This window comes from Kitasatospora sp. NPDC052868 (assembly GCF_044547105.1).
Lineage (GTDB): Bacteria > Actinomycetota > Actinomycetes > Streptomycetales > Streptomycetaceae > Kitasatospora.
In genome coordinates this window covers 73,663-98,547 of sequence record NZ_JBITZW010000009.1, presented here as the reverse complement: position 1 = coordinate 98,547, position 24,885 = coordinate 73,663, and the positions used below count along the sequence as shown (strand labels likewise).

The window sequence follows — 24,885 nt, the reverse complement described above, 5'->3', positions numbered from 1 at the left end:
CCCGGACGTGCTGGAATGATGCTCCGACCCCCAGGCGATGACATCGGAGAGCTCTTGTCCGCCACCCGAGTACCCGAAGCGGTCAACGTGCTCCTCGTCGAGGACGACGCGGTCATCCGCCGCTCGGTCCAACTGGCACTGGAACGCTACGGCTACCAGGTCGACGTCACCGGGGACGGGCTCGACGGCCTGGACGCCGTCCGGGCCGGCGCACACGACGTCCTGATCCTGGACGTGATGCTGCCCGGCCTCGACGGCATCAGCCTGTGCCGGCGCGTGCGCGAGGAGACCCTCACCCCCATCCTGATGATGTCCGCCCGCGGCGACGCCCTCGACGTCGTGGCCGGCCTGGAGGCCGGCGCCGACGACTACGTGGTCAAGCCCGTCGACATCCCCGTCCTCGTCGCCCGCATCCGCTCCCTGCTGCGCCGCGCCACCTTCCGCGACCACCCGGCCGCGGAGCCCGTGCGGCAGGAGCCGGTCGCGGCGGGCGAGCCGGGCGGGCGCCACCGGCACCTCCCCGCCGAGGAGGTGCCGGACCTGCTCACCTTCGGCGGCCTGACCATCGACCTGCGCGGCCTGGACGTCTGCCTGGACGGCCGTGCCGTCGCCCTCACGCCCACCGAACTGCGCCTGCTGCTGGTCTTCGCGGAGAACCCCGGCGCGGTCCTGGACCGCCGCCGCCTGCTGCGCGAGGTGTGGGACTACGGCTGGGAGGGCGACACCCGGGTGGTCGACCTGTGCGTGGTACGGCTGCGCAAGAAGATCGGCGCCGACCGCATCGAGACCGTCCGGGGCTTCGGTTACAAACTCCTGCGGAGCTGACGCGATGACCACACGACGCACCGGCCCGCACCCGTTGGACCCGCGCTCCCTGCGCTGGAAGATCACCGCCCTGGTCGCGCTCGCCTGTGGTGCGGTCGCCGTGGTGATCGGCCTGCTCGTCCACCAGGCGACCGCGGAGCGCGGCGAGCGGACCGGGCGCGACCTGGCGGTCGCCCAACTGGGCGCCGCCCAGCAGGAGTTCTCCCGCACCGGCCGCCGCCCCGACAACGCCTCCCTCCAGCCCCGGGCCGACCTGCCCCAGCCGCTGGCCCAGGCCCTCGAAGGCCCGAAGGCTCCGGGGGAGTACACCCTGTGGTACGACGTCAAAGCACCGAACTGGTACTGGATGTGGGCAGCCGCCCCGGTCGGCGACGGCCAGGTGCTCGCGGTGCGGACCGACCTGAGCGCCACCGTGCGCAGCCTCCAACTGCTGGACCGCAGCATCGTCAAGGCCGCCCTGGCCGCCCTGGCCGTCGCCGTCCCCGTCACCGTGCTGGCGGCGGAGCGGATGAACCGGCGCCTGCGCCACGGGTCCCGGACCGCACGCCGGATCGCGGACGGCGACCTCGACGCCCGGATCGGCCGCCGGGGCCGCGCCCGGGACGAGATCACCGAGATGTCCACGGCCGTGGACGAGATGGCCGCGACGCTGCAGGGCCGGCTCGCCGCGGAGAAGCGCTTCACCGCCGACGTCGCCCACGAACTCCGCACCCCGCTGATGGGCCTGGTCACGGCCGCCTCTCTGCTGCCCGAGGACGACGAGGCCACCGACCTGGTCCGCGCACAGGTCCGCGCCCTGCGCGGCCTGGTGGAGGACCTGCTGGAGGTCTCCCGCCTCGACGCCGGCGCCGAGAGCGCCCGGCTCGACGAGGTCCCCCTGGGAGATCTCATCGACGAGGTGGGCAGGAAGGGCGACGGCGGTGTCCGGCTGCGGCTGACGGCGCCCGCCACCGTTCGCACCGACCCGCGCCGCGTGGAGCGGATCCTCACCAACCTCCTCGCCAACGCCCACCGGCACGGCACCGCCCCCGTCGAGGTCACCGTCACCGGCAGCCGGATCACCGTGCGGGACCACGGACCGGGCTTCCCCGACGCCCTCCTGGCCGACGGGCCGCAGCGCTTCCGCACCGGAGCCGCCGAACGCGGCCAAGGACACGGCCTCGGCCTCACCATCGCCACCGGGCAGGCGGCGGTCCTCAACGCCCGGCTGACCTTCGCGAACGCCCCCGACGGCGGAGCCGTCGCCACCCTCGACCTCCCCGACCCCTGAACCCCGAACGCACCCGGTCGTACCCGACCGGCGGCCCTGGCCACCTGCCCTGGTACGCGGTCCAGTGGCTCGTCGCCGAGCCCGGCTACACCGACACCCTCACCGCCTTCGTCCGGGTCCGGGGCCGGGAGTTGCGCGCGATGTGTGCCGACTACGGGCACGGCTCCGCCCACGACACCGGCCCGCTATCGGACACGCCTGGCAGGAAGAAGCGGCCAACTCGCCGCGAACGGGTCGAACCGGGCAGTGCCCGCCGACCGCGCGACTCAGGGCGCGCCTGATCCGGGCGGCCCGGCTCGCAGCCTCCGGACGACGACCGTGGGCGATCCCGTCGACGACGAACGGAATATTCCCGCACCTCATTTCCGGCGGACGGAAATGCGCGGCGAACCATATACGGATGCGGTCGACATTCGATATACACGGCGTTCACGGCGGCACCGGGAATACGAGACCAGGGCGACTCCACGCCATATCGCCGTGTCATTTCAGACGTCCGCCAACTCTCCTGACGCCCTGACCGGAACGGGACCTCACCATGGGTGTGCGGGAAGTCCCCGCACTCACCTCACCCTGTCCGATGCGACGACTGGAGAAGATCGTCATGCACTCATCCGTTCGCACCAAACTCACCCGGTTCCTGGCCGTCCCCGCCCTTGCCGCGGCCGGTGCGATCCTCGCGACCGCGCCCGCGCACGCCGCGTACATCTCGCTGGGTGTCAACGGTGCCACCGTCGCGGATGCCGGCCGGACGCTGAACGTCTCCGTGACCTACCGGTGCCACTCGGACTTCCAGTGGGCCGCCATCACCGTGCGGGCCGCACAGTCCACCGCATCGGGCAGCGGCTCGGTCCGCGTCCCCTGCACCGACGCTCAGGCGATCGCGACCGTTCCGGTGAGCATCACCTCGCCCGACGGCGCGTGGACCAGGTCCGCGGTGGACCTTTCGGCGTCCATCGCCGACGGCGAGCTCAACCGCACCAGGACCACGGCCAAGGTCGTCGCCACCTGACCGTGAGCCCATGACCCGGTCGGCCCGGCACCGTACCGGGTCGGCCGGGCTCGGGTTCGACGGCCGGACGGGCCGCCGACTCGGCGGCCCGTCCGAACGAACCCCGACAGAAGGGCGCCGGCCGGCCCCCACCGGCCGATCCCTACTGCCGATCCCCTACTGCCGATCCCCTACTGACCGACCACGCGGACCGCGGCGTCGGCCCCGGTGGCGGTCGCCAGCCGTACCTCCCGGTGCAGCGGCCGCCGGTAGTCGACCCGGCCGAACCCGACGGCGATCTCGTAGGCACCGACGGCCTCACCCCCGGCCACGAAGACCATCAGCTCGGACGAGGACCGGCTGACGTCCTGTTCCTCCCAGCGCACCGGGTCGCCGACCACCTTCGAGATCTCCTCGTCCCGGGTGCCGTGGCCGAACACGTACACCGTGTCCCAGTCGAGGCCCCCCGGTGACGTCAGCGTCACCTCGCCCGGGCCGGCCGGCCCCAACGCCTTCAGCTCCCGGTCCAGTTCCGCGCTGATCACGGCCTGCACCGGATCCTCGCCCGCGGCGCACCCGGCGACCGGCACCCCGGCGAGGACGGCTGCGAGCAGTGCGGTGAGCACCGGGGCCGGAACGCGGCGGGCCGCCGTCACTTCGGCCTCGACGGCACTCCGCCGGGGTCCTGCCCCTTGCCCTCGAACGGTTTGCCGTTGCTCTCGCCGGTCTGGCCGTCCTCGACCTGGTCGCTGTAGGCCAGGGCGCCGCCCTCCGGCTTGATCACCACCATGTCACCGCGCCGCACGGCCTCCTCCACCAAACGCTCCAGCTCCTTGTCCGAGGCGTGCGGATTCGCCACGGCGATCCGGCGGCCGACCTCGTTGTTGAAAAGATCCATGGCTTCCCGGTCACCGGGATTTCCCGGCAACTGCTCGTGCGCGCTCGCATAGCGTTTGGCCCAGTCCTCACCGAAGTTCTTCGTCATCAGCGCATTCCAGTACGCGTGCCGGAACGCGTCCCGATGACTGTCGTTCGCGCCGTTGACGGGGGAGAACTTCTCACCCGAGACCTCGAACGCCTTGTCCTTGATGTCCGCGAAATCCTTCCAGTCGAACAGGCTGAGCCCGTCCAGCATGACCGCCTCGGTTGCGGAGATCTTCTGCCGGTCGATGTCGAGCAGCCAGGCGGTGAACGCGTCCGGGTACTTCACCGTGCCCTGCGGATCGTCCTGGACCTGGTAGCCGGCCAGGATGGTGCCCGGGTCGGCCCGGCGCCCGTCGTGGGCGGTGGCGTTGAACGCGTCCTCGTGGATGCCCAGGTCGTCGGTGATGTCCTGGAAGGCCGCCTGGTCCGCCGCGGTGGCCCTCTGCAGGGCGTCGTTGATCCGCCCGTGCACCTCGCGGGCCTTCTCCGGGAGCTCGCCGGACCGCGTGTCGGGATCGTTGCGCAGGGACTCCGGCCAGTTCACCCCGCCGTCCGGAGTCACGTTCACGCCCAGGCGGGCGGCGTCGTCCAGGGCCTGGACCAGGGCCCGCTGCGCGGCGTCGAACTCGGCCGCGGCGGTGGTCAGCGCGGTGGCGAGCGCCGCCGCCTCCCGCTGGGCCGCGTCCAGCTGCCGCTGGTCGTCGGCCATCGCGGCCCGCGCGGCATCGGCCGCCGGCCCCGCCCAGCCGCTGCGGGCCGTCGCGTCGGCGACCTCGGTGCGGTAGCGGCCGGCCAGCGCGGCGAGGAAGCGGGACTGGGTGAACCAGCCCTGCCCGGCCGACCGCAGCGGGCCGAGCCTGGCGTCACGGACCTGATCGACGGTCAGCATCGCACTCACCGCCCCTCGAAGGCGGCCTGGTTGGCGGCCTCGGTCGAACGGTACTGCTGGGCGGTGGTCTCCAGGTTTCCGCCGGTGCGGCCGAGCCGCTCCGCGAGCGCGTCCGACTGCTTCTCCCACACCTGGGCCAGCCGGGTCAGCGCGGAGGCGGTCTGCCAGCCCGACAGGCCGCCGGCGGCGCTGTTGGCCGCGGTCTCCAGCGTTCCCGAGGTCGCCAGCACGATCTGCCGGAAGTCCAGCGCGATCTTGCCCGCCCCCGCCAGCGCCTGCGGGTCGGCGCGAACGGTACTCCCGTTCAGGTCGGTCACGTCCACCGTTACTCCTCGTGTCGAGTCGCTCTGCGGAGTGTGCGACAGAGGAGACGAACAGCCGAACACCGCGGTTCCCACGAAGCGGCCACCCGCCAACGTGTTTGACGATCCGTCATCACGACCCGGAACTGAACGGTCCGGGCACGGGCTCCGGCCCGGCCGCGACGAAAGCGGCCCTCGGCATGGTCGAGTACGCCGTCGATCTCTACACGACCCGCGCCCGCGCCCCCTTCTGACGCTTCCCCGGCCGGGAAGCGAGAGAGCCGGGACCGGTCGGCAACCGGCGGATTCTTCACGGAGAATCCGCGCGCCCGTGCTTCTGTTTCGGGGGATCGGTTCGCGGGTTCCGTCGGGGACTGCCGACGGTGCGGGGGAGTCAGGGCGTGCGCCCTGGGAAGTTCAGGAGCCTGGTCTGCTCGTCTGCGGAGTTCGCGGCCTTCACTTTGGGGCCGTAGGCGTTCGGCAGGCGGATGTCGCCGCCCTCGGGTGTGAGCAACTCGGTGGCCAGCCGGACGGCTTCGGCGTCCAGCTGCTCGTTCTGCCCTGTTGCCCGGGCGAAGTCCCAGGTGTGGATCAGGGTGTCGGCGCAGGCCATGCGTTTCACGAAGGCCGCGAACGGCATGTTGCCGAAATCGTCGCCGAGCATCGCCTCGGCCCTGGGCGGGTCCTGCAGTGCGGCCTTCACCTCGCCGGACGCCGAATGCCAGGCCGACAGCAGGTCGTCCCCTCGTGCGGCCGTCCGGCCCGGCGAGAGCCCGGCGGTGGTTCCCGATCACATGCGCGGCAACGTCCCAGGCTGTCCAACCGGGGCATGGTGAAGGCTCCTCCCACTGGTCTGGTGGGCATCCGACCAGCAGGGCGGTGAAATCGTCGGAGATTCGCGTATAGAGGTCAAGAACAACTGTCACGGAATGGATTCTCTCGACTGGTTCCCGGCCGGCTTTCCCTGATGCCCGGATTCCGTGGCCGGGAGCCCGGGCGCCATCAGGCGCCTCGCCCCCGCAGCGGCACGGTGGCGGCGATGCGCCCGCGGTGGGAGGGGGACGACCGCGTACTCCACCGCAGCCCCGACCCTCCTGCCGGCGGCGCCCCCGGGGTCGCAGACACAGGTTCGCGGGCCGGGCCACCCGCAGCGTTTGCGGTGGGATGTCAGCGCCGCGGCTGAGCCCTTCCCCGGCTGTCCGGCCGGGACGAAGGCCGACACGGGGCATTGCGGGGGCGATCGCCAGGGCGGGCGTCCGGGATGTGCGGGGACGCCCGCCGAGTATTGGCCGGGTCTGGCTGTACGGCCGGAACGGGTGTGGTCGTAGGGGCTTCGGGTCCCGCCTGAAACGATCTTGGTGACAGTTCGCGTGGCGAAATGGCATTTATCGCGGCTCGGCACATCCGTGATCGCGCGGGGGTAGGGTGGCCGACGATCGGCCGATTCGAACGTTTTTCGGGGGAATCCCTTATGCAGCAGTCCGTCACCATCGTCACGGGCGGCAGCCGGGGTATCGGTGCCGCGGTCTGTGAGCGTCTCGCAGCCGACGGCCACGATGTCGTCGTGGGTTACCGCTCCAATGACGAGGCCGCCGAAAAGGTCGCGTCCTCGGTGCGCGCCCTGGGCCGTCGGTGCCTGACCGTTCGGGTCGACACGGCGGACGAGAAGGACGTGGACTCACTGTTCGACACGGCCGCGCAGCAGCTCGGCCCCGTGACCGGGCTGGTCAACAACGCCGGAGTGAGCGGCCCCAACGGGCGGTTGGCCGATGCTGACGCCGACGGCATGCGCCGGGCCCTGGAGGTCAACGTGCTCGGCTACCTGCTGTGCGCACGTCGCGCGGTGCGTGACATGTCGCGGACCGGGTCGGGTGCCATCGTCAACATCTCCTCGGGCGCGGCGACCCTCGGCAGCCCCGGCCAGTACGTGCACTACGCCGCGGCCAAGGCGGCGATCGACGCACTGACCATCGGGCTGTCCAAGGAAGTCGCCGCGGACGGGATCCGGGTCAACTGTGTCGCTCCCGGCACCATCTGGACGGACTTCCACGCGGACCCCGATCGGCCCGCGAAGGTCGCCGCCAACATCCCCATGGGCCGCGCCGGCCGGCCCGAGGAGATCGCGGGTGCTGTCGCATGGCTCCTGTCCGCTGATGCGTCCTACGCCACCGGGGCAATCCTGCGCATCGCCGGCGGCATGTAGCACGTCTACGGATCCGCTTGACGCCTTGACCTCCTGAGATGTCTCTCTCCGGTGTTCCCGGCGTGGCATGCTGCCTCGCATGATCGACATTCCCGGTATGGATGCCTCGGGCGGGACTTGGTCGTTTGCCGCCGCGCGTGAGCGGGCCGAGTTCCCTGCGGCCGGCGTCGCAGGCGTGCCCGGTGTCGAGCACGCCGGGGACGGAAGCCGTGCCTTATGCGGGATCCGCGGCCGGTACCTGACGTTCTTCCTGCACCACTTCCAACCGCAGGACCTGGCCTCGTGCCGCAAGTGTCGAGCGCTGGCCGAGGCGGTGCCGTCGCGGCCCTGCGGGCAGGAGCGCCTGCACGACCTGCTCCTGCGGGCAGCCGACGACGGACCTCTGCGCACGGACCTGCTCGCGGCGCTGCGCCGGGGTGCGCGGATCGCGATCTGGATCACCGGTCCGGCCAAGGACCTCGCCCGGTTCCACGCGCGGATCGACCTGATGACGGAGGAGGCCGGCCCGGCGGCCGAGGCGCTTGGGGTGGGCGGAACCTCGATCACGCTCGCCCGTGTCGAGGAGACCGATCGGCAGTACCTCGTCGTCCTGCCGCCCGGCGGCCGCGCCCGCATCGCGCGGGGGGCGGTGGCCGGCCCTCCGCCGTCGACGTCCTCCGCATGATCCGCCGCTGACACACGTTGGTGGGCGCGCGGGCGTCGCCTGACACCGCCTGCTGGGAGGATCTCTGGCATGACGTCCCCACTCCGTGTCCTCCACGTCCTCGGCGACCGCCCGTTCGCCGAGGCCGGTCAGCCTGTTCTGGCCGTGCCCGACAAGGGGCGCGGATTGCTCGCCGTGGCGGGCGAGCGCGGGTTCGCCGGGAGGGCGACGGTGGGGGTGTACGGCATGGGGGACCTCGGCTGCCGGGCTGTGCTCCGGACGCGGTTCCCGGTCCACGCGCTGGCCTTCCACCCCACGGCGCCCCCCCGTGGGCGGCGTTGGTCAAGAGAGTTTGGCGGGGACGGGTTGTCGGCCGGGGCCGCCGGGGCCGCGTCCGGCTGGGGCGGGCGCTGTGGCCGACCGCCCCGCTGCCGTTTCTGTCGGCAGGCGGAGGAATCTCAGCGCGGTGCCCGGTAGGACGCTGTGCGGGTGTCCGCCCGGAGGCGGGCGGGCAGCCCGGGGCGGTTGGTCCGGTCAGGCTCGCGGTCAGCGGGCGGACCAGACCGGGCAGTCGGCCGTGTGGCGGGTCAGCACCACCACGGTCCCGCCGTCTGTGACCTGCCGGTCGCGCGTGACCGTGCAGCACGCCACCGGTACCGCGGGCATCGCCTGGACGGCGGCCGGAGCTTCGTCCCGGTCCGGCATGCTGGTACGCGGCCACGCGGGCTGCGCGACCGGCCGTGCGGGCCGGCGAAGGGAAGCCCGGCGGCCGGCCTGCTCGATGGGTACCCCGAGGGCTCGGGCGCGGGCGTGGAGACGGCGGCGGTCGCGGCGTTCGGACATGGTGACACCCTGCACCCTCCCACCCCCTGGCCGCCAGCAGCCTCGGTGAGCGCGAAGGACGACGCGGCCGAGCTGCGCCGCGCGCCCGGGGCCGAAGCCCTGCCCCGGTTCGCCGTCGAGCATCCGCGGCCCAAGGTCCCGTGCGAGGACGAAGACCATGCGGGCCATCGGGTCACTGTTGATCGCGGCGACCGGCCGGCCCGTCTCGTCGTAGTCCGTGGTGGCGTTGATGCCGAATGCGGCGATCAGGATGCGGTGGAGCGTGTGCTGCCCGTAGGCGGCCAGCAGCGCTGGCAGCGGGCGCTCGTCGGCACCGCCTGCCAGGACCCCGGCCGTGTCCGCCCAGGCCCGCGCCGCATGCGAGAGGTTGTCCACGCCGTCCAGCCGCACGAGGGCGGTGCCCGCACCCTGTGGCTCTACTCGCTGACCACCCCGGCCTGGGCCGCCGCGACCTTTCGGGACGGCGAGGACGAGCACCAGGTCCGGCAGTACGGCGGTCGGCGCCTGTGGGGCGACTTCGAGCAGCCTGCGAGACCATTGGACATGCTTATACGACTTACTAAAAAGGCATGGACGGTGTCGGTGGGGAGGCGTAGAGTTTACTAGCGTTTCAAGTTAGATCAATAGGCGTGGAGTGTGGGTGTGTTCGTGACGACCGGTCAAGCCGGGACGGCCCTGGGCTGCTCGATCCCGACGGTGAAGAAACTCATGGCCACCGGTGTGGTCCCGGGCGTGCGCGAGACGGGTCGGCAGGTGTTCCCGCTGGCCGCGCTCCAGCAGTTGCAGGCCCGCCCCGTTGCCGACCTGACCGTGTTCGGCACGCCTGAGGTGGCGGTGCTGCGCTCGGATGCTCCGCAGAGGGTGGATGAGCCGGGCCGCGACTGGATCGGCTTCGGCACCGGACTGGACCAGGCGCAGCTGCTGGCCGCGCTGTCCGGCTGGTGGCGATGCGACCCGGCCCGCGTTGCGGCCGGCGCCGTGCTGCCGGTGACGGTCGCCGGGTTCGTCGTCGCGGTCCTGACCGGCCTGGCCGAGTGGGAGTCCGACGGCACCGTCGGCACCGCGGGCCGGTTCCGCTTCCCCAAGGCGCGCCTGGCCGGCTACCTGACCGACCTCACCGCCCCCGCCAACGCCGCCGACCCGGCCGACCCGGAGGACGTCCGCTTCGCAGGCCTGCTGCTGGGCACCCGCCTGCCGTCGGTGTCCGGCGGTCCGATCGCCTACGTCACCACCACCACGACCACTGACACCGCCGCCGCCGAGGGGGAGTGAGGCGCTGATGGACCGCAAGACGTACACCGCGAAGGTCGCCGAGCTGCGCCCGCTGCGCGAGGAGATCGCCAAGGCCGAGAAGACGGTCGCGGCCGCGCAGGCCGCGCTCGACAAGCTGAACCTGCAGCGCGCACGCCGGATCACCGAGCTCGCGGGGTACGAGGGCGCCCAGGCACCGGCCATCGCGAAGGCCTCCGGGCTGTCGGTCGGCGACGTCGTGCGGATCGCTCCGCTGCTGGACCCGACCCCGGCTGCCGTCCGTGCTGCCAAGGCCGACGATCAGGCCTCCGTCACCGCTGCGCCCGTCCAGGAGACCGTGGCCGAGCCGGTCGCCGCGGCGGCCCCGGCGCTGACCCGCCCGGTCGCCGCGGCGGCCCCGGCGCTGACCCGCCCGGCCGCCGTCATCGAGCAACCGCCCCCGGCCCCGGTCGAGGACCAGGACGTCGTCGAGCAGCACGCTCCGGCCGCTCCCGCTGCCGCCGCGCCGGACGTCCCGGCGGTCTCGGTCGCTCCGGTCGCTGCTCCGGTGCGTCCGGCGGTGGAGGTCGGTCCGCGTGAGCTGCCCACCCTCCCGGAGGGCCCGGACGGCGCCCGCTTTGAGGCGGTGACCACCGGCCTGGTCTCCAAGCGCCCGAACTTCGGCCAGCAGGCCCGCGCCACGGTGTTCCTTGACGCCGCGACCGGTGAGCTGGCCGTCCGTGACCAGGTCGTGCGCCTGACCATCGGCGCCCGCACCCCGGGCGAGATCCTCGACGCCGTCCTGGCGACCGCGCCCGGCACCGAGCGCATCTACATCACCGCCGGCGCCCCGTGGCACGACGGCGCCGAGCGCTACTCCACGCTCAAGGACGCCGTGGCGGCCTGGCTCAATACCCCCAGCGAGCGGTGGACGACCGCGGTCGGCTCCGGCCGGGACAAGCTGGCCGGGCACTTCGTCCACCAGCGCCAGCCCGTCGGCCGCTACGCCCCCGCCGCCGCGCCGGACACCGGCATGGTCGAGATCCGCTCCATGGGGGAGTGGTTCGATACGGACGGCGCCGACGTGGTCACCTGCCGCCAGGCGTTCACGCTGCTGTGGCAGGCGCTGCGCCGGCACTGGGACGACGCGGTGCTGATGGGTTCGCCGTCGCAGACCGGCCGGGACCTGTGGTCGCGCACCATCCCGACGACGGGCAAGTGGGCCGGGGGCTACCCGGTGCTGTCGGAGGAGCTGCGGGGGCTGTTGCACGCGACCGGAGGCCAGGGCCGTACCGAGCTGATCCTGCCGCCCCGGGTGCCGGAGCAGCTGCCCGCGCTGGTGGAGTACGACCGGACCTTCGCGTACGCGAAGCACCTGTGGAAGTCGCCAGTCGGCACCCCGACCCGGATCACCGCCCAGGGGTTCGCGGCGATGACCGGGCAGGAGCAGGTGAAGGCGCTGATGTCCTGCTCGCACTGGAACGTGCGCGTGACCGTCCCGGCCGGGTGGAACCACGTCGGCCTGCTGCCCGCTCCGGTGACCGGTGACCGTGCCTGGATCTACCCGTCCGAGCCGGGCACCACCTTCACCACCTGGGCGGGCGGCGCGGAGGTCCACCTCGCCCTCTCCAACCACCTGATGCCGTGGAAGGTCGAGGTGCTCGGCGGCCTGCTGTTCGAGGACGGCAAGCCGCTGGACGAGTGGGGCAAGCGTCTCAAGGCCGCCTGGGCGGACCTGACCAACCTCTCCCGGATCCACGGCGACGAGCGTCAGCGGCAGGCCGCCTACCTCGCCAGCCGCGCGGTCCGCTCGGTGCTGCTGTTCGGCCTGGGCGGCTTCGCGCAGCGCCCGCGCCTGGTCTCCGGCACCACCCCGCTCGGCGAGGCGCTCCCGGCCGGCGTCGAGATCCTCGGCCAGGACGAGACGGTCACCACCTGGCAGCGGCAGGCCGGGTTCTCCCGCGACCCCAACGCCCACCCGGAGTGGGCGGCCTACGTGTGGTCCGGCGCCCGGGCCGCGCTGCTGGACATGAAGTACCGCCAGGGCAAGAAGGTCATCGGCTACGCCGGTGCCCTGCACGCGAAGCCCGGCACGGTCGTGTACTTCGGCACCGACGGCATCGCCCTGACCGAGCGCCAGCCCTGGCCCTACCGCGGCGAGGTGGGCGACTACCTCCTCAAGGGCCACCTGAGCGGCCCCGTCGAGCACCCGACCAGCCAGGAGCAGTACCTGAAGCTGCGCGGCCAGGGCCGCGCCGAACTCTCCGCCGGAGGCGACCAGTGAGTCCCGCCGACCCGAACCAGCCGAACGAGGCCGCCCGCCTCACCCAGGAGCTCGTCGACCAGGGCTACACCAGGCGCCAGGTCGCCGGGATGCTCGGCCGCGACGCCTCCCTCGTGTCGCAGTTCTTCACCAAGGGCAAGGGCGCCAGCATGGTCGACGCGCTGCGCCAGCTGGTGCGGGCGGTGCGCGGCGGCGAGCGCGACACGGAGGCCCTGGCCGGCATCGCCGAGGCGAACACCTCCCGCCGCCGCACCAGGACCGGGCAGAAGGCGCGGGTGCGGGGCAAGGACGTGATCGGCACCCCGGGCGGGTCGATGGCCGGCCGGGCCGGCAAGCAGGCCATCAGGACCGGTGCCGCGCACCTGGCGGCTGTCATCCACGCGGCCGCGGCCGCCGAGGGCCGGGTCGCCCTGACCGTGCGCATGCGCGGCCGCTACTTCACCCTGTCCGCGGGCTCGAAGGCCGACTCGGGCGGCATCCGGCGCGGAGTCGTCCCGCGCGCGGACGGAACCGAGGAGCGCACCTACGGCTCCTCCGCCACCGGCGGCTTCCCCGCCGCCGAATGGTCGCGGCGGGTCGCCGACGCGCACGGCGACGTCGTCGAGGCGGTGCGGACGTGGCTGGTGGAGACCGGCCGCGCCGTCCCGGAGGCGGAGATCGTCTACCTGGAGATCCGCACCTGGACCCCGACCGGCCACCAGAGCACCCGGGTCCTCGTCGACGAGTAGCGCCCCGGCCCGCCCCGCCTCCCCGCACGACCCAGCAGACGAAGGAGACACCTGCGCCGTGGACACCACGACCGCCACCGCCGCCGTCGAGGGCGTCCCGGCCGGGCTGCGCGCCGCCGCCCCGATGCTTCCGCAGCAGCCGGCCGCCGCACCGGCGAACCCGCTGCCGCTGCACTGGTTCCAGAAGGACGCGGTGGCGGCCGCGGTGAAGGCCGTGAAGAACGGCGGCCGGGCCACCGTCGTCGCCGCGACCGGCTCCGGCAAGACCCTCATCGCCGCCGGCTGCGCCCGCCGCCTCGCGGCGCGCGGCCGGGTGCTGGTGCTGGTGCCGACGATCGAGCTGCTGGAGCAGACCGCCGCCGCCTGGTCGTTGAAGGGCGGGCGCCGGGGCCTGGCGGTGGCGGCGTGCTCGCGGGCGGAGGCACTGGAGAGCGCGGAGGCCGGCGGCCGCGTCCACGCCGAGGTGACCACCCAGGCCGCCCGGATCACCGACCTGGTCAACGGCGCCCCCGACAACCAGCCGGTCACCGTGTACGCCACCTACGCGAGCCTGGAGCGCATCGTCCAGGCCCACCACGACTTCGGCCTGGCCCAGTGGGACCTGGTGGTCATCGACGAGGCCCACCGCACCGCCGGTTCGGAGGGCAAGGCCTGGGCCGCGGTCCACGCCGACGCCCAGGTCCCCGCGCTGCGCCGGCTGTACTTCACCGCCACCCCGAAGATCGCCGACGACCGCCACGCGAAGGCCGGCCTCGCGGACCTCACCGCCGACGCCGACGGCCAGGGCGCCGAGCAGCTGCCCGCCCTCTGCTCCATGGACGACCCGGCCGTCTACGGCGAAACCGTCTACACCTGGACCCTCGGCCAGGGCATCGAGCACGGCTACCTCGCCGACTACCGCGTCCTGGTCCCCGTCGTCACCGACGAGGACCTGCGCGAACTCCTCAACCTCCCCGCCATCGCCGACCTCCGCTCCCAACGCTCCAACGAGGAACTCCTGCGCCTGGCCCTGCAGATCGCAGTCCTGCGGGCCGTCGCCGACCTGGAGCTGCGCCGCGTCATCACCTTCCACTCCCGCGTCGCCGCCGCCCGCGAGTTCGCCGCCACCATGAACGCCACCGCCGCACTGCTCCCGGACAAGGACCGCCCCGAACGCCTGACCGCACTCGCCGTGGCCGGCTCCGACCGCCTCTCGGAGCGCCGCACCGCGTTCGCCAGGTTCGCCGCCTCCACCGGCGAGCGACCCGGCGAGGAGGGCGAGGAGTGCTGCATCATCTGCAACTCCCGCCTCCTGAACGAGGGCATCGACATCGCCGCCGTCGACGCCGTCTGCTTCGCCGACCCCAAGTCGAGCATCATCGACATCGTCCAGGCCGTCGGCCGCGCCCTGCGCCAGTCCTACCGCCAGGGCAAGGTCTCCTGGGTCGTCATCCCCGTCTACCTCCCCACCCCCGAGACCGACGACGACACCACCACCGCCGACCCCGCCGAGATCCACGACGCGGGCGAGGCCGTCAAAGCCGAGGCCGACACCGAGATCGAGGCCTCCTCCTTCCGCACCATCTGGCGCGTCCTTCGCGCCCTCGCCGCCCACGACGCCCGCGTCGTCGGCCGCATCACCGAGCTGCGCACCCGGCGGATGGGGGAGAAGGACGACCTCACCGAGCCGCAGGCCGACGAGGACACCGGCGCCGAGGCCGGGCAGGACGACGCCGAGCATCCGGCGGGGGAGTCGCCGGTCGACTGGCTGCGGATCAACGCCCGCAAGCACGCCGCCCGGATCCTGCAGACGGTGAAGCTGCGGGCGTTCAACCCGAGGGCTTCGGAGTGGCAGCGCATGTTCGCCCTGGCGGCGGCCTTCCGCACTGCCCACGGCCACCTCGACGCCACCGACAAGACCATCGACGGCGACCTGGTGTCCTGGCTCGACCGCCAGCGCTACCTCCACGGCGCCGGACTGCTCGCCCCGGTCCGGATCCACGAACTCGACCAGCTCGACATGATCTGGGACAAGCACGCCCACTCCTGGGAGCGCGGCTACGCCCACGCCCGCGCCTGGGCCGGCCTGCACGGGCATCTGGCCATCCCGGCCGCCGCCAGGCTCGACGGCCACGGCGTCGGCGCCTGGATGGGCCGCCAGCGCAAGAACGCCAAGCTCACCGCCGCCCAGGACGCCAAGCTCACCGCCCTGGACGCGCTGTGGCGGATCGAGCCCGACTGGAACCGCTCCTACCGCCGCATGCTCGCCTACCTCACCGCCGGCGGCACCCTCACCGGCCCCGCCAACCGCACCGGCGCCGCCACCGACCCGACCTTCCGCCCCGGAGCCTGGCTGCGCAAACAGGACAAGGCCCGCGCCGAGGAGAAGCTGACCGTCCAGCAGACCGCCCTCCTGGACGCACTGCACCGGCGCGCCGCGAGCGCCGCCGACTGACCCGCCCCGCACAGCCGCCCGTTCTCGTTGGACCGACCGACCACCCCGCACCCGCGCGGTGGCGACCGCGCCGAACAGGAGCCCCGCCGTGGCCGCTGCCGCCCCTATCGCGCTGCTTCCCCAGCCCGGCGACCCGTTCCCGTCGTTCACTGCCGCCGATGCCGCGTCCTCGCCCGCTTACGCCGAGGTGTTCGCCCAACTGCCCACCGAGTACCACGAGGACGCGGCCGAGTACCTGGCCGCCGTCGCCGGCCGCTGCGACACCCTCCGCAGTTTCGGCACGGACGACTACGAGGAGCCGTACCTGGACGAGGACGACGGACCGTGGGTCGGTCCGCGGCGCACCGCCGCCCAGCGCCGCGACAACGCGCTGAAGGTCATCACCATGGTGAACGGCTACCTCGCCGACTGGGAGCGGGCCGTCGAGGGCCTGGCACTCGCGACGCCGGCCTGCCGCAGGCGCCGCGGCCACCCGTCGGGGGCAACTCGATCGCCACGTCCGGCGGCTACGTCGACGTCGTCGACCACCTCCGCCTGCACCGCTGATCGGACCTCTGTCCCCGTACCTGCACCGTCCCTGCCCACCCGGGCCGCCGAAGTCAGTACGCCGCGATGCCGAATTGGGGGCCCAGGACCGCGCGTGCGGGCCGGAACGTGCCGGCGTCGCGCTTGGCTCGCACGGGGGGCGGCGTCAGTCGCAGGCCGGCCGCTGCGGGACGTCGGGGAGCAGCCGCTGCCATCGCTCGGCGGTCACGGTGAGCCGCTGTTCGGCGCAGAGGGTGTCCCGGAGCCGGTCGAGGTCGGTGGGGATGACGAGCGTCCTGATACCGATGGCTTCGAGTTCGGGGGCCTGGGTCTCCAGCAGGATGTCACCGGCCGGGGTGAACCCCCGGACGGACTCGCGCAGGTCGAACAGTCCGGTCCTGGCGTGCAGGGAGGTTACGGAGACGCGCAGTTCGGTCTTCGCGAGGGCCGCCCGGCCATCGCCGTCCGGTACGTGCCAGATGCCGAGGTAGCCGCCGGAGTCCCTCGTCCAGCCCACGACGGTGCCGGAGGCGGGGTCGGCGACGAGGCCTTTCAAGCCGCTGACGGCGCCGGGTAGGGGCAGGAGTTCGTCCGACGTGCCCAGGTCGACGAGGACGGGCTGGCCGCGTGCGGAGAGGACGGCGACCACCTGGTCGCGGATCATCGTCAGCTCCGGCTCGGCCCCGGTGATCTCCCCGAGGCTCGTGCCCGTGCCGTCGTCCTGCTGCCTCCACATACGGATCGTCTGCTGCTGTGCCCGGCGGTCCTCGTCCCCGGCGGGGGCGGTGCCAAGCAGCCACCGCCCGCGGCCGGACAGCAGGATCCGCGGGGGTTCCGGCACCTGGGCGGTCGCCCGGGGCCGGGCGGGATCGGTGATGTCCCAGAAGTGCGCCGCCTCCGGGGTGAGGACCGCCAGCACGCCGGGGACGGGAAAGCTGAGCCTGGCCTGTCCGGCGATCGTCGCGGGGAGGGCGCCCACCTTCTCGGGGCGGTCCAGCTTTTCGGTGTCCCAGAGCACGACCGAGCCCTCGGTCGGATGCTGGATCGCCAGGAGTCGGCCGTCCGGGCTCATCGCGAATCCGGGTGCGCTCGCGCCGACGAACGGGGCGGGGAACTCGGCGCCGGGGCGCAGCGTCCCGTCCACGACCTCCCACAGCTTGAGCGTCTCCGGCTCGTTCCTGACGCTGAGCAGGGCGTTGCGGCCCGGTACGAAGCAGCCCGCGAACCACGGATCGGGGAGTTCCGCGAGCGCCGTGGGCCGGCCGGCGGCCGGGAAGCTCCAGACCCGGGAGCGGTCGCCGCCGGACTGCTGCGTGGTGCTCGTCGCGAGCAGGGCGCCGTCCGCGGAGAACGGCTCACCCGTCCCCCACTCCGGGCAGACCGGATCGGGCAGCGAGCGCGCGGGGGCGTCCCAGAGCCGGATGCCGCCGTCGGCGCGTCCGGCGGCCATGCCGTTGCCGTCCGGCCGGTAGGCGACGGAGAACAGGGACCAGGGGGCGCCCGCACCAGTCACGGCCGCGTTCTCCGCGCCCCGGTCGATCCGGGTCGGGGCCGCTTCCTCGGAGAGGAGGTCTCCGGCGGTCGCGAACCGCTGGCCGGTCACGGGGGTGACCTGGACGCCCCCGCGTGCCGAGGCCGCCGCGAGGAAGCGCCCGTCCGGCCGGAAGGCCAGGGCCGGGTACGTCCCGGAGTATCCCGGCCCTGGGGCGAGTTGCTCCGGAGCGGCCAGGTCCGTCGTGTTCCAGGCGAGAAGGTAGCCGTCCCTCCCGCCCGCGACCAGGGTCCGGCCGTCCGGGCTGAACGCCAGGCTGAGGCGCGCCGCCTGGGCGTCGCCGGGTGCGGAAGTGCCGGGTGTGGTCACGAGCGTGCGGGACCGGCGCATCGCGGCCGGCTCCGCCGCGTCCCACAGGGCGACGCTGCCGTCGGACTCTGCGGTGGCCAGGGTGCGGCCGTCGGGGTGGTAGCTGACGGCCGTGACCGGGCCCCCGTCGGCCGGGGGCAACGGCGAGCGGTTCGGGCGGGCCGGGTCGCTCAGGTCCCAGATCCGCAGCCCCGTGGCGGAGGCGACGGCCAGGGCCCGGCCGTCCGGGCTGAACGCCAGGCCGTGGACGGCGCCGTGGTCCGCCGTGACACGGGCGAGTTGCCGCGCCGGACCCGGGCCGGCCGCCTCCCAGACGGTGACGCCGTGCTTGTCCACGGCGACCAGTTCGCTCCCCTGCGGCCGCCAGGCGACCACGGCCGGGGCCGCCGCCCCGAGCAGCTCCCGCGCGACGGGGCGGCCCCGGTCGGCGACGTCCCAGAGGCGGACGGTGCCGTCGGCGGCGGAGCTGGCCAGGGACTTCCCGTCCGGCCGGAACGTGAGCGAGAGCACCGGGCCCCGGTGGCCCTCCAGGCGGACGGGGGCGGGGGTGATCGCCGAGGCGAGGAGCGCGCTCCGGGCTTCCGTCGTGGGTGAGGTCCGGTAGGCGGCCAGGCTCAGGGCCGCCGCGGCCGCGGGGTCCTGGGCTCGCAGCGCGTCCGCCGTCACCGCGATCCGCTTCGAGGCGACCTCGGCGGCACTCGCCCGGGCCCGGTTGCGCTCGTCGATGGCTGTCGCGTTCAGGGCCGCCAACGCGACAGCCGTGGCCAGCGCGGTGGCGCCGAACCCTGCGGCGAGGGCCCGGCGGCGTCGCAGGTGGCGCGCGCTCGACCGGAGGAACTCCCGCTCCACCGCCGTCACGGTGATCCCCGCCAGCGAGAGGTCCTCGGTCTCGGGCGTGCTGAACCGGCGTACCGCGGCGAGCGCGTCGCGGTCGAGCAGGTGACGGCGGGAACGCCCGTCGCTCTCCCAGCGGCGGCTGTCCTCGCCGAGCTGTTGCAGGGCGAGCAGTGCCGAGCGGTGCTCCCGGAGCCACGAACGCAGCTGCGGCCAGCCCCGCAGCAGCGCCTCGTGGGCGATCTCCGCGCTGTCGCGCCCGACGACCACGAGGCGGTCGGCGGCGAGCCGGTCCAGCACGTCGGCGAGGACGCGGCGGTCCTCCGCCGAGCGGCCGCCGAGGAGGTCGGTGCGGCTGATCGCGCGCCGCACGGCCTCGCCGTCGGGCGTCAGCAGGGTCATGCGCAGCAGCAGTTCCCGCAGGGCCCTGCGGCGCCGGTCGTCGAGATCGTCGTAGAGGCGCTGGCCGGTGGTGTGGACGGACCGCCAGATCCCTCCGGTCGCCCGGTAGGCCGCCAGGGTGAGCACCGCGCCGCTGCGGCGCTGCCAGGTCGCCCGCAGCGTGTGGGCGAGGAACGGGAGTGCCTCGCCCAGCGCAGGCCCGTCCGACTCGGCGGTGCCGTGCCGCAGGTCGTGCAGCAGCAGGTCGGTGAGTCCGTCCTCCAGGACGAGGCCCGCGTGGGCGGCCGGCCGCTCGATGGACGCGCGCACCTCGGTCGCCGTCATGGGCAGGACGGTGAAGCGGCCGTGTTCCAACGCCTCGGAGAGCGGCGGGTGGGCGAGGCACGCGGCGTAGTAGTCGGCACGGAGCGCCAGGACCACGCGCGGACCGTCGGCGCCACCGCCGCAGAGCAGACGGATGAAGCGGCTCCGTTCGTCCCTGTCCTGGCAGGTGGTGAACACCTCCTCGAACTGGTCGATCACCAGGACCAGGTGCCGGGGAGGAGCCGTCAGCCCGGCCGGGAACCGGCCTTCGGCCAGGCCGGGCTCGATCTCCTCCGCGGACAGGTCCGTCACCTCGGCCAGGCGTTCGGCGAGCGCCCTGAGCGGGTGCGGCCCGACGCTCGCGTGATTGAGCACGAGCCAGGGGCCGCCGTCCCCGGGGCGCGCGCCGCGCCGTTCCAGGGCGGGTACGAGGCCGGCTCCCAGCAGGGAGGACTTTCCGACGCCCGAGGCGCCGAGCAGGACGACGGGATGCCGGGCGGACGGATCGGTCACCGCCTCGGTCAACCTGCGGACCAGGTCCTCCCGGCCGAAGAACCAGCGGCTGGTGCCCGGGACGAACGAGGCCATTCCGGGGTACGGACAGGGCAGGTCGGCGGGGGGCGAGGCGGCGACCGATCCGGCCGCACGGTAGGCGCGGTTCGGCGCCAGTTCGAGCGCGCCCAGGCTTCCGTCGCTCTGCCTGCGCGGCCTGGAGAAGCCCTCCCAGGCCAACCCGGCGAGTCGGCTGTGGACGGCGTCCAGCGTCAGCCTTGGCGCCCCGGCCGGATCGCCGTCCCGCAACAACCGGAGGAGCCGTCCGGTGAACAGCGTGTACTGCTCGCCGGGCGGGGCGAACGCCGCCTCCCAGCGGGATGCCGAGGTGAGGAGGAAGCCGCCGTCCGCCCGGGCCGCGGCGTACGGCTCGTGGCCGCGTCGGCCGGCGGGAGCGGTGGCGAGACCGGAGAAGCAGCAGTCGAGCACGACGGCGCTGCCCGCCCTGGCCTGGCTCAGGAGGCCCCTGACGGTCCGGTAGGGGATGGCCTGGGAGACCTGGGTCTCGGAGACGCTGCTCCGAGTGGCGAGATAGAGCTCGTTGCCGGGGCCCAGCAGACCGTGACCCACGTAGAAGACCAGGACCGGGCCGTCGGCCTCCTCGACCGCTCGTTCCACCGCCGCCAGCACGTCGGAGAGCGAGGCCTCGGGTGCCACGCGGCGCACATCGTCGGCGGGGAGACCGCACACCTCGCTCAGGACCTGCCGCAACTCGTCGAGTGTTCGGTCGACGGCAGGGAGATCGCCGAGGGCGGAGCCCTCCACATGGCGGCCGGTCCCGATCAGGACTGCCACCGCCCCCGTAAGGTCAGACATGCGGCTCGTCGGGCCGGTCGGACGGGGCGAGCCGGTCGGGCGGCGCCGCCACGGCGGCGACCTCGCGGACCAGAACGTTGAGCTGCTCCGCGTCCAGCGGTCGGACCTGTGCGGTCGACACGCTGATGGATGTGCCGTCCACCCTAGTGATGGTGACCGTATGGCTGGTCCTGCGGGACTGGACCCAGGCGACCACAGCACCGGCCAGGACCGCTGCCACGCCCCCGGGCGCGAGAAGCACCAACAGGGCCTCGGCCGCGAGGCCCATGATGCCATCGGCCGGAGGCGCGTTCCGCGTCCACGCCACTCGCCCCCGCAGGTCGGGCTCGTCGAGAAAGGCGCTGCGCAACTCGTGGACCGCGTCTGCCTCGCCGTCCTCCACGGTTATGACAACTCGCATGGCCCCCACCGAGGTTGGTCGCACCGGAATCCGAACGCCGGTAGCCTATCGGCCGCCGGACCAACACGGCAGGCGGTTGGCCGAACGGGCAGCGGCCCACGGCGTCGTCAGCCTGAGCGCCGCCGCCGACCCCGGACTGTTCTCCTCCGCCAAGGCGGGCATGGCCGCGGGGAAGGCTCCGACTTCCGCTGCCGCTCGCGGTGATGGTCACGAGCGTGGACGTCGCGGACCGTGCGGCAGCCCAGGTCCTGCTCGCCCGGGTCGCTGCCGCGCGCCACCGGCGCCGGGGAGCAGCTGCTGGAATCGGGAAGGCGGGCGGGCAGTGGCAGCGGGCCCGCTGCTGGGTGACCGATTCGCATGGCGGGCTGTATATCGAATCCACACCGGTCCTACGACCTCTACGAGAGTGTGGGGTTCCGGCGACGGAACGAGTACGTCCGTTACCGCAAGTCGCTTGCTTGATCGACCCGTCATTGGACCGCCCGGTCGGTCCACAGGGTTTGACAATGTCTCTCCCCGGACCGCCACACGACTGGGGGGTCCCAAGCTCGACCCCCTGGACGAGGCCGATCTGCCCCACCTGCACGACCCCAGCAGGAGTCAGACCTGTCCCCGTGGTCCTTCGGCCCGTGCCGGAGCAGCAGCCACGACTCCCGGCAGTGCAGGGGCACCAGCCGCCTGGTGAAGGAGCGCGGCAAAGGCCCCTCGGGGCCAGATCGGAGCAGTCTGGCGGCCCGGGACGGGGGTCTGTCGGTGTCGTGCGAAAGGATCACCTGCATGACGGACGGAATCGCCTGGCTCGCGGAGCCACAGAGCATCGCCTTCGGCGGTTACAGCGTGACGCTGGCCCGAGGGCTCGGGGCCGAGGCGTTGGCGGCGCGGATCGCGGCCTCGGCCCAGTGGTCGCAGCGGACGGTGGAGCCGGTCGGGGAGCTCACCGGGGAGGGGCTGGTCGAGGCGCTGGGCTCGGAGTACGGGGACGCCTGGGACGGGATCGGACTGAGGCTGGGGGTGAGCGGCGGGTGGACCTTCGCGGTGGCGTACGGGGGCTGGTTCGGGGAGTTCCGGAACGATCCGGCGATCTCCCGGGGCGGGGCCGAGGTCTTCCTGTTGGAGTACGAAGAGGAGAACGGCAAGCCGGTGCCGCCGACCTTCCACCACTACCGGGACGGCCGGACGGTGTGCTCGTTCAATCTGCACCTGGACGACTCCTGGGGCAACGGCCAGGTCGTTGGAGACCCCGAAGTCGCGGACAGGATCAAGGAGTTGCTGAGCGCGGAAGGCTTGCCGGACGAGGAGCGAGCGAACCGCGAGGTGCACCGGACCGCCCTGGGGGTGCTGGGGCGGCACTTCGGTCTGACACTCCCCAGGGCCCTGGTGCGGGAGGCCTCGCTGCCAGCCGTCCTGCTCGCCTAGCCAGCCGGGTCCGTGTCCGTGTCCGTGTCCGTGGCGAGTGTCCCTGACCGAACTCCACCCCGCCCGTCCCCGGCCCGCCGCACGAGCAAGCCGAGCGGGTGGTCACGCTCCGCCCCCCTGTCGGCTGGGGACTTGCTTCCTGGCGGTCTCTGGGGCGGGGAACCGGCGATCGCGCCGACTGTCGAGGCCTCCGGCACGGTGCCGTGCAACGGCCGTACAGCGAGCGGGCGGTGGCAGCGGGACGGACACTCAGCGGGAGAGCCCGGCGCGGTGGGCGAGGATGGTGAGGCGGACGCGGTCGCGGGCGGCCAGCTTGTGGAGCAGGCGGGAGATGTGGGTCTTGGCGGTGCCCTCGGTGATGCGTAGGAGGGCGGCGATCTCCGGGTTGGTGAGACCGTCGCCGACGAGGGCGAGTACCTCGCGTTCCCGGGCGGTGAGAGCCGCCACGGCGGTGCGGGCCCGTTCCCGGGTGGGGTCGGGGAAAGCGGTCGTGCCGGCGGAGGGCCCCGTTCTCGGCCGGTCGTTCGGGCCGGCGGCGAGGAGGTCTGTGATCAGGCGGCGGGCGACGGTGGGCGCGAGCGCGGCCCCGCCCGCGGCGACCGCACGGGTCGCGGCCAGCAGCTCGGCCGGTTCCGCGTCCTTCAGGAGGAAACCGCTCGCCCCCGCGCGCAGCGTGCCGCGCACGTACTCGTCCAGCTCGAAGGTGGTGAGGATCAGCACCCGGCTGCCGGATGGGCCGGTGGTGATCCGGCGGGTCGCCTCGATGCCGTCCAGACCGGGCATCCGAATGTCCATCAGCACCACGTCGGGCCGCTCCCGACAGGCCAGTTCCACCGCTTCTGCACCGTCCGCGGCCTCCCCTGCGACGGCGAACCCCGGGGCGAGCCGGAGGATGCCGACGAATCCGGCGCGGACGAGTGTCTGGTCGTCGGCGACCAGCACCCGAACGGTCACCGCCCAGCCGCCTCGGCCAGCGGCAGGCCGGCCGTCACCCGGAACCCGCCGCCCGGCAGCGGGCCGGCGGTGCACCACCCCCCGTACGGCGCGACGCGCTCGCGCATGCCCGCCAGGCCGGTGCCGCCGCCCGGTACGCCGGACGGATCCCGGGGACCGGCGCTGCCGCGGCCGTCGTCGGTGACCTCCAGCCACACCTCGCCGTCCCGGTACTCCACCTCCACCCGGGCCCGCGCCGCGCCCGCGTGGCGCACCACGTTCGCCAGCGCCTCCTGGACCACCCGGTACCCCGACAGGCCCACGCCGGGGGGAAGTTCACGTTCGGGACCGCGTACCCGGATGTCCACGGCGACCCCGGCCGCCGCCGTCCGGGCCGCCAGCCGTTCCAGGTCCGACACCGCCAGGGCCGGCGCCGGCGGCGGGACGGCGGGCACCGGCCCGGCATCCTCGCGCAGGACGGCGAGCAGCGCCCGGGTCTCCCGCAGGGCTTCCGCGCTCACCGTGCGGATGGCGGCCAGCGCGGCGGCGGCTTCCTGCGGCCGGTGCTCCAGCGCGTACTGGCCGAAACCCGCCTGCACGCTCACCACTCCGAGGCTGTGCGCGACGATGTCGTGCACCTCCCGGGCCAGGCGCATGCGTTCGCCGTCCCGTGCGGCACGCCTCAGCGCCGCACGGTCCGCAGCGGCGGCAGCCGCGTGCACCCGGTGGCGCCGCACGGCGTCGCCCGCCGCCCAGGCGGCCGACTGCCCGACCACCGCGAGCAGGACGTTTCCCCGGACCTCGCCCGGTGCCGCCAGGGTGACCGTCCAGCCGAGAGCCGCGGCGCCGAGAGCCATCCGGCCGGTCCGCCGGTCGTGGGCCGCCGCCGTGTAGGCCACCAGCAGGCCTACCAGCACCGCCCAGAACCCCACGACCAGCCCGATCGCCGGCTGCCGACAGGCGGCGAGCAGGCCGACCCAGGCCGCCACCGCGAGCCCGCACGCCACGGCCGGGCTCCGACGGCGCAGCGCGAGCGCGCTGCCGAGCACCGCAACGGCGAGCAGTGCCACGGGAAGGGCCGCGGCCTCGGGCGGCGGATTGCCGCGCCCGTGCGGGTCGAACTCGCGGACCGCCGCAAGTACGCGGGCGCCGGTCACGGCGGTACCGGCCAGCGCGGCCAGGGCGTCGGCCAGGGCCCAGTGGGCCGGCCGGCGGGTCCACGGGGTCGGCGCCGGCGGCGGGGCAGCGGCGAACGGCTCGGCGATCTCCACGCGGCA

General features: G+C 73.7%; 20 protein-coding genes and 1 pseudogene. 11 read left to right on the top strand and 10 right to left on the bottom strand.

Annotated features, from left to right (window positions below; all coding sequences use genetic code 11):
• Positions 1-18: 18 nt before the first annotated feature.
• From ACIGZJ_RS17410 to ACIGZJ_RS17400, 3 genes are all read left to right on the top strand, one after another.
• Positions 19-825, top strand: a complete 807-nt coding sequence (locus ACIGZJ_RS17410; protein ID WP_396458000.1) for a response regulator transcription factor — start codon at positions 19-21, stop codon at positions 823-825.
• A 4-nt stretch (positions 826-829) separates the two neighbouring features.
• A complete protein-coding gene (locus tag ACIGZJ_RS17405; RefSeq protein ID WP_396457999.1) occupies positions 830-2,095 on the top strand; it encodes a sensor histidine kinase in 1,266 nt (421 codons plus the stop codon).
• Between the two features lie 604 nt (positions 2,096-2,699).
• Positions 2,700-3,107, top strand: coding sequence for a hypothetical protein (locus ACIGZJ_RS17400; protein WP_396457998.1), 408 nt, complete (start codon positions 2,700-2,702; stop codon positions 3,105-3,107).
• Between the two features lie 170 nt (positions 3,108-3,277).
• On the opposite strand, the gene ACIGZJ_RS17395 is transcribed toward ACIGZJ_RS17400, so the two are convergent.
• From ACIGZJ_RS17395 to ACIGZJ_RS17385, 3 genes are read right to left on the bottom strand one after another with little or no spacing between them, the layout of a single operon-like run.
• The gene (locus ACIGZJ_RS17395; RefSeq protein ID WP_396457997.1) at positions 3,278-3,742 is read right to left on the bottom strand and encodes a hypothetical protein; all 465 of its coding nucleotides are present in this window, start codon (positions 3,740-3,742) and stop codon (positions 3,278-3,280) included.
• On the bottom strand, positions 3,739-4,899 hold the full coding sequence (locus ACIGZJ_RS17390; RefSeq protein WP_396457996.1) for a DUF6973 domain-containing protein: 1,161 nt from the start codon (positions 4,897-4,899) through the stop codon (positions 3,739-3,741). Before ACIGZJ_RS17390 ends, ACIGZJ_RS17395 begins: the two co-directional genes overlap by 4 nt.
• A 5-nt stretch (positions 4,900-4,904) precedes the next feature.
• The gene (locus tag ACIGZJ_RS17385) at positions 4,905-5,222 is read right to left on the bottom strand and encodes a hypothetical protein (RefSeq protein WP_392939488.1); all 318 of its coding nucleotides are present in this window, start codon (positions 5,220-5,222) and stop codon (positions 4,905-4,907) included.
• A gap of 98 nt (positions 5,223-5,320) precedes the next feature.
• On the opposite strand from ACIGZJ_RS17385, the gene ACIGZJ_RS17380 reads away from it, so the two are divergent.
• The gene (locus ACIGZJ_RS17380) at positions 5,321-5,455 is read left to right on the top strand and encodes a hypothetical protein (protein ID WP_396457994.1); all 135 of its coding nucleotides are present in this window, start codon (positions 5,321-5,323) and stop codon (positions 5,453-5,455) included.
• 140 nt (positions 5,456-5,595) lie between these two features.
• Here the strand turns inward: ACIGZJ_RS17380 and ACIGZJ_RS17375 are convergent, their stop codons facing one another.
• Together ACIGZJ_RS17375 and ACIGZJ_RS17370 are read right to left on the bottom strand one after the other, a co-directional pair.
• Positions 5,596-5,904 (bottom strand): hypothetical protein, encoded by a 309-nt coding sequence (locus ACIGZJ_RS17375; RefSeq protein ID WP_396457993.1) that lies wholly within the window; start codon positions 5,902-5,904, stop codon positions 5,596-5,598.
• Positions 5,882-6,430: pseudogene (locus ACIGZJ_RS17370) on the bottom strand (maleylpyruvate isomerase family mycothiol-dependent enzyme); the annotation flags it as partial. The pseudogene ACIGZJ_RS17370 and the gene ACIGZJ_RS17375, both read right to left, overlap by 23 nt.
• Before the next feature lie 242 nt (positions 6,431-6,672).
• On the opposite strand from ACIGZJ_RS17370, the gene ACIGZJ_RS17365 reads away from it, so the two are divergent.
• Entirely contained in the window at positions 6,673-7,404 is a 732-nt protein-coding gene (locus tag ACIGZJ_RS17365; protein ID WP_396457992.1) for an SDR family NAD(P)-dependent oxidoreductase, read from the top strand.
• A gap of 79 nt (positions 7,405-7,483) precedes the next feature.
• Complete coding sequence (locus ACIGZJ_RS17360) at positions 7,484-8,068, top strand: hypothetical protein (RefSeq protein WP_396457991.1); 585 nt, start codon at positions 7,484-7,486, stop codon at positions 8,066-8,068.
• 525 nt (positions 8,069-8,593) lie between these two features.
• Here the strand turns inward: ACIGZJ_RS17360 and ACIGZJ_RS17355 are convergent.
• A complete protein-coding gene (locus ACIGZJ_RS17355) occupies positions 8,594-9,265 on the bottom strand; it encodes a hypothetical protein (protein ID WP_396457990.1) in 672 nt (223 codons plus the stop codon).
• 273 nt (positions 9,266-9,538) lie between these two features.
• Between ACIGZJ_RS17355 and ACIGZJ_RS17350 the strand changes: the two genes are divergently transcribed.
• The 4 genes from ACIGZJ_RS17350 to ACIGZJ_RS17335 are packed head-to-tail and all read left to right on the top strand — an operon-like array spanning position 9,539 to position 15,566.
• Complete coding sequence (locus tag ACIGZJ_RS17350; protein ID WP_396457989.1) at positions 9,539-10,162, top strand: DNA-binding protein; 624 nt, start codon at positions 9,539-9,541, stop codon at positions 10,160-10,162.
• Between the two features lie 7 nt (positions 10,163-10,169).
• On the top strand, positions 10,170-12,404 hold the full coding sequence (locus ACIGZJ_RS17345) for a hypothetical protein (RefSeq protein WP_396457988.1): 2,235 nt from the start codon (positions 10,170-10,172) through the stop codon (positions 12,402-12,404).
• Positions 12,401-13,132, top strand: coding sequence for a helix-turn-helix domain containing protein (locus tag ACIGZJ_RS17340; protein WP_396457987.1), 732 nt, complete (start codon positions 12,401-12,403; stop codon positions 13,130-13,132). The genes ACIGZJ_RS17345 and ACIGZJ_RS17340 overlap by 4 nt, the downstream gene beginning before the upstream one ends.
• A gap of 58 nt (positions 13,133-13,190) precedes the next feature.
• The gene (locus ACIGZJ_RS17335) at positions 13,191-15,566 is read left to right on the top strand and encodes a Helicase associated domain protein (RefSeq protein ID WP_396457986.1); all 2,376 of its coding nucleotides are present in this window, start codon (positions 13,191-13,193) and stop codon (positions 15,564-15,566) included.
• 691 nt (positions 15,567-16,257) lie between these two features.
• Here ACIGZJ_RS17335 and ACIGZJ_RS17330 read toward each other — a convergent pair.
• Positions 16,258-20,859, bottom strand: coding sequence for a caspase family protein (locus ACIGZJ_RS17330; RefSeq protein WP_396457985.1), 4,602 nt, complete (start codon positions 20,857-20,859; stop codon positions 16,258-16,260).
• A complete protein-coding gene (locus tag ACIGZJ_RS17325) occupies positions 20,852-21,241 on the bottom strand; it encodes a hypothetical protein (RefSeq protein WP_396457984.1) in 390 nt (129 codons plus the stop codon). Before ACIGZJ_RS17325 ends, ACIGZJ_RS17330 begins: the two co-directional genes overlap by 8 nt.
• Before the next feature lie 795 nt (positions 21,242-22,036).
• Here ACIGZJ_RS17325 and ACIGZJ_RS17320 point away from each other — a divergent pair.
• The gene (locus tag ACIGZJ_RS17320) at positions 22,037-22,675 is read left to right on the top strand and encodes a DUF6461 domain-containing protein (protein ID WP_396457983.1); all 639 of its coding nucleotides are present in this window, start codon (positions 22,037-22,039) and stop codon (positions 22,673-22,675) included.
• Between the two features lie 249 nt (positions 22,676-22,924).
• Here the strand turns inward: ACIGZJ_RS17320 and ACIGZJ_RS17315 are convergent, their stop codons facing one another.
• Positions 22,925-23,629 (bottom strand): response regulator, encoded by a 705-nt coding sequence (locus ACIGZJ_RS17315; RefSeq protein ID WP_396457982.1) that lies wholly within the window; start codon positions 23,627-23,629, stop codon positions 22,925-22,927.
• Positions 23,626-24,879: a sensor histidine kinase gene (locus tag ACIGZJ_RS17310; RefSeq protein ID WP_396457981.1), complete on the bottom strand. Its 1,254-nt coding sequence runs from the start codon at positions 24,877-24,879 to the stop codon at positions 23,626-23,628. The genes ACIGZJ_RS17315 and ACIGZJ_RS17310 overlap by 4 nt, the downstream gene beginning before the upstream one ends.
• Positions 24,880-24,885 lie beyond the last annotated feature (6 nt).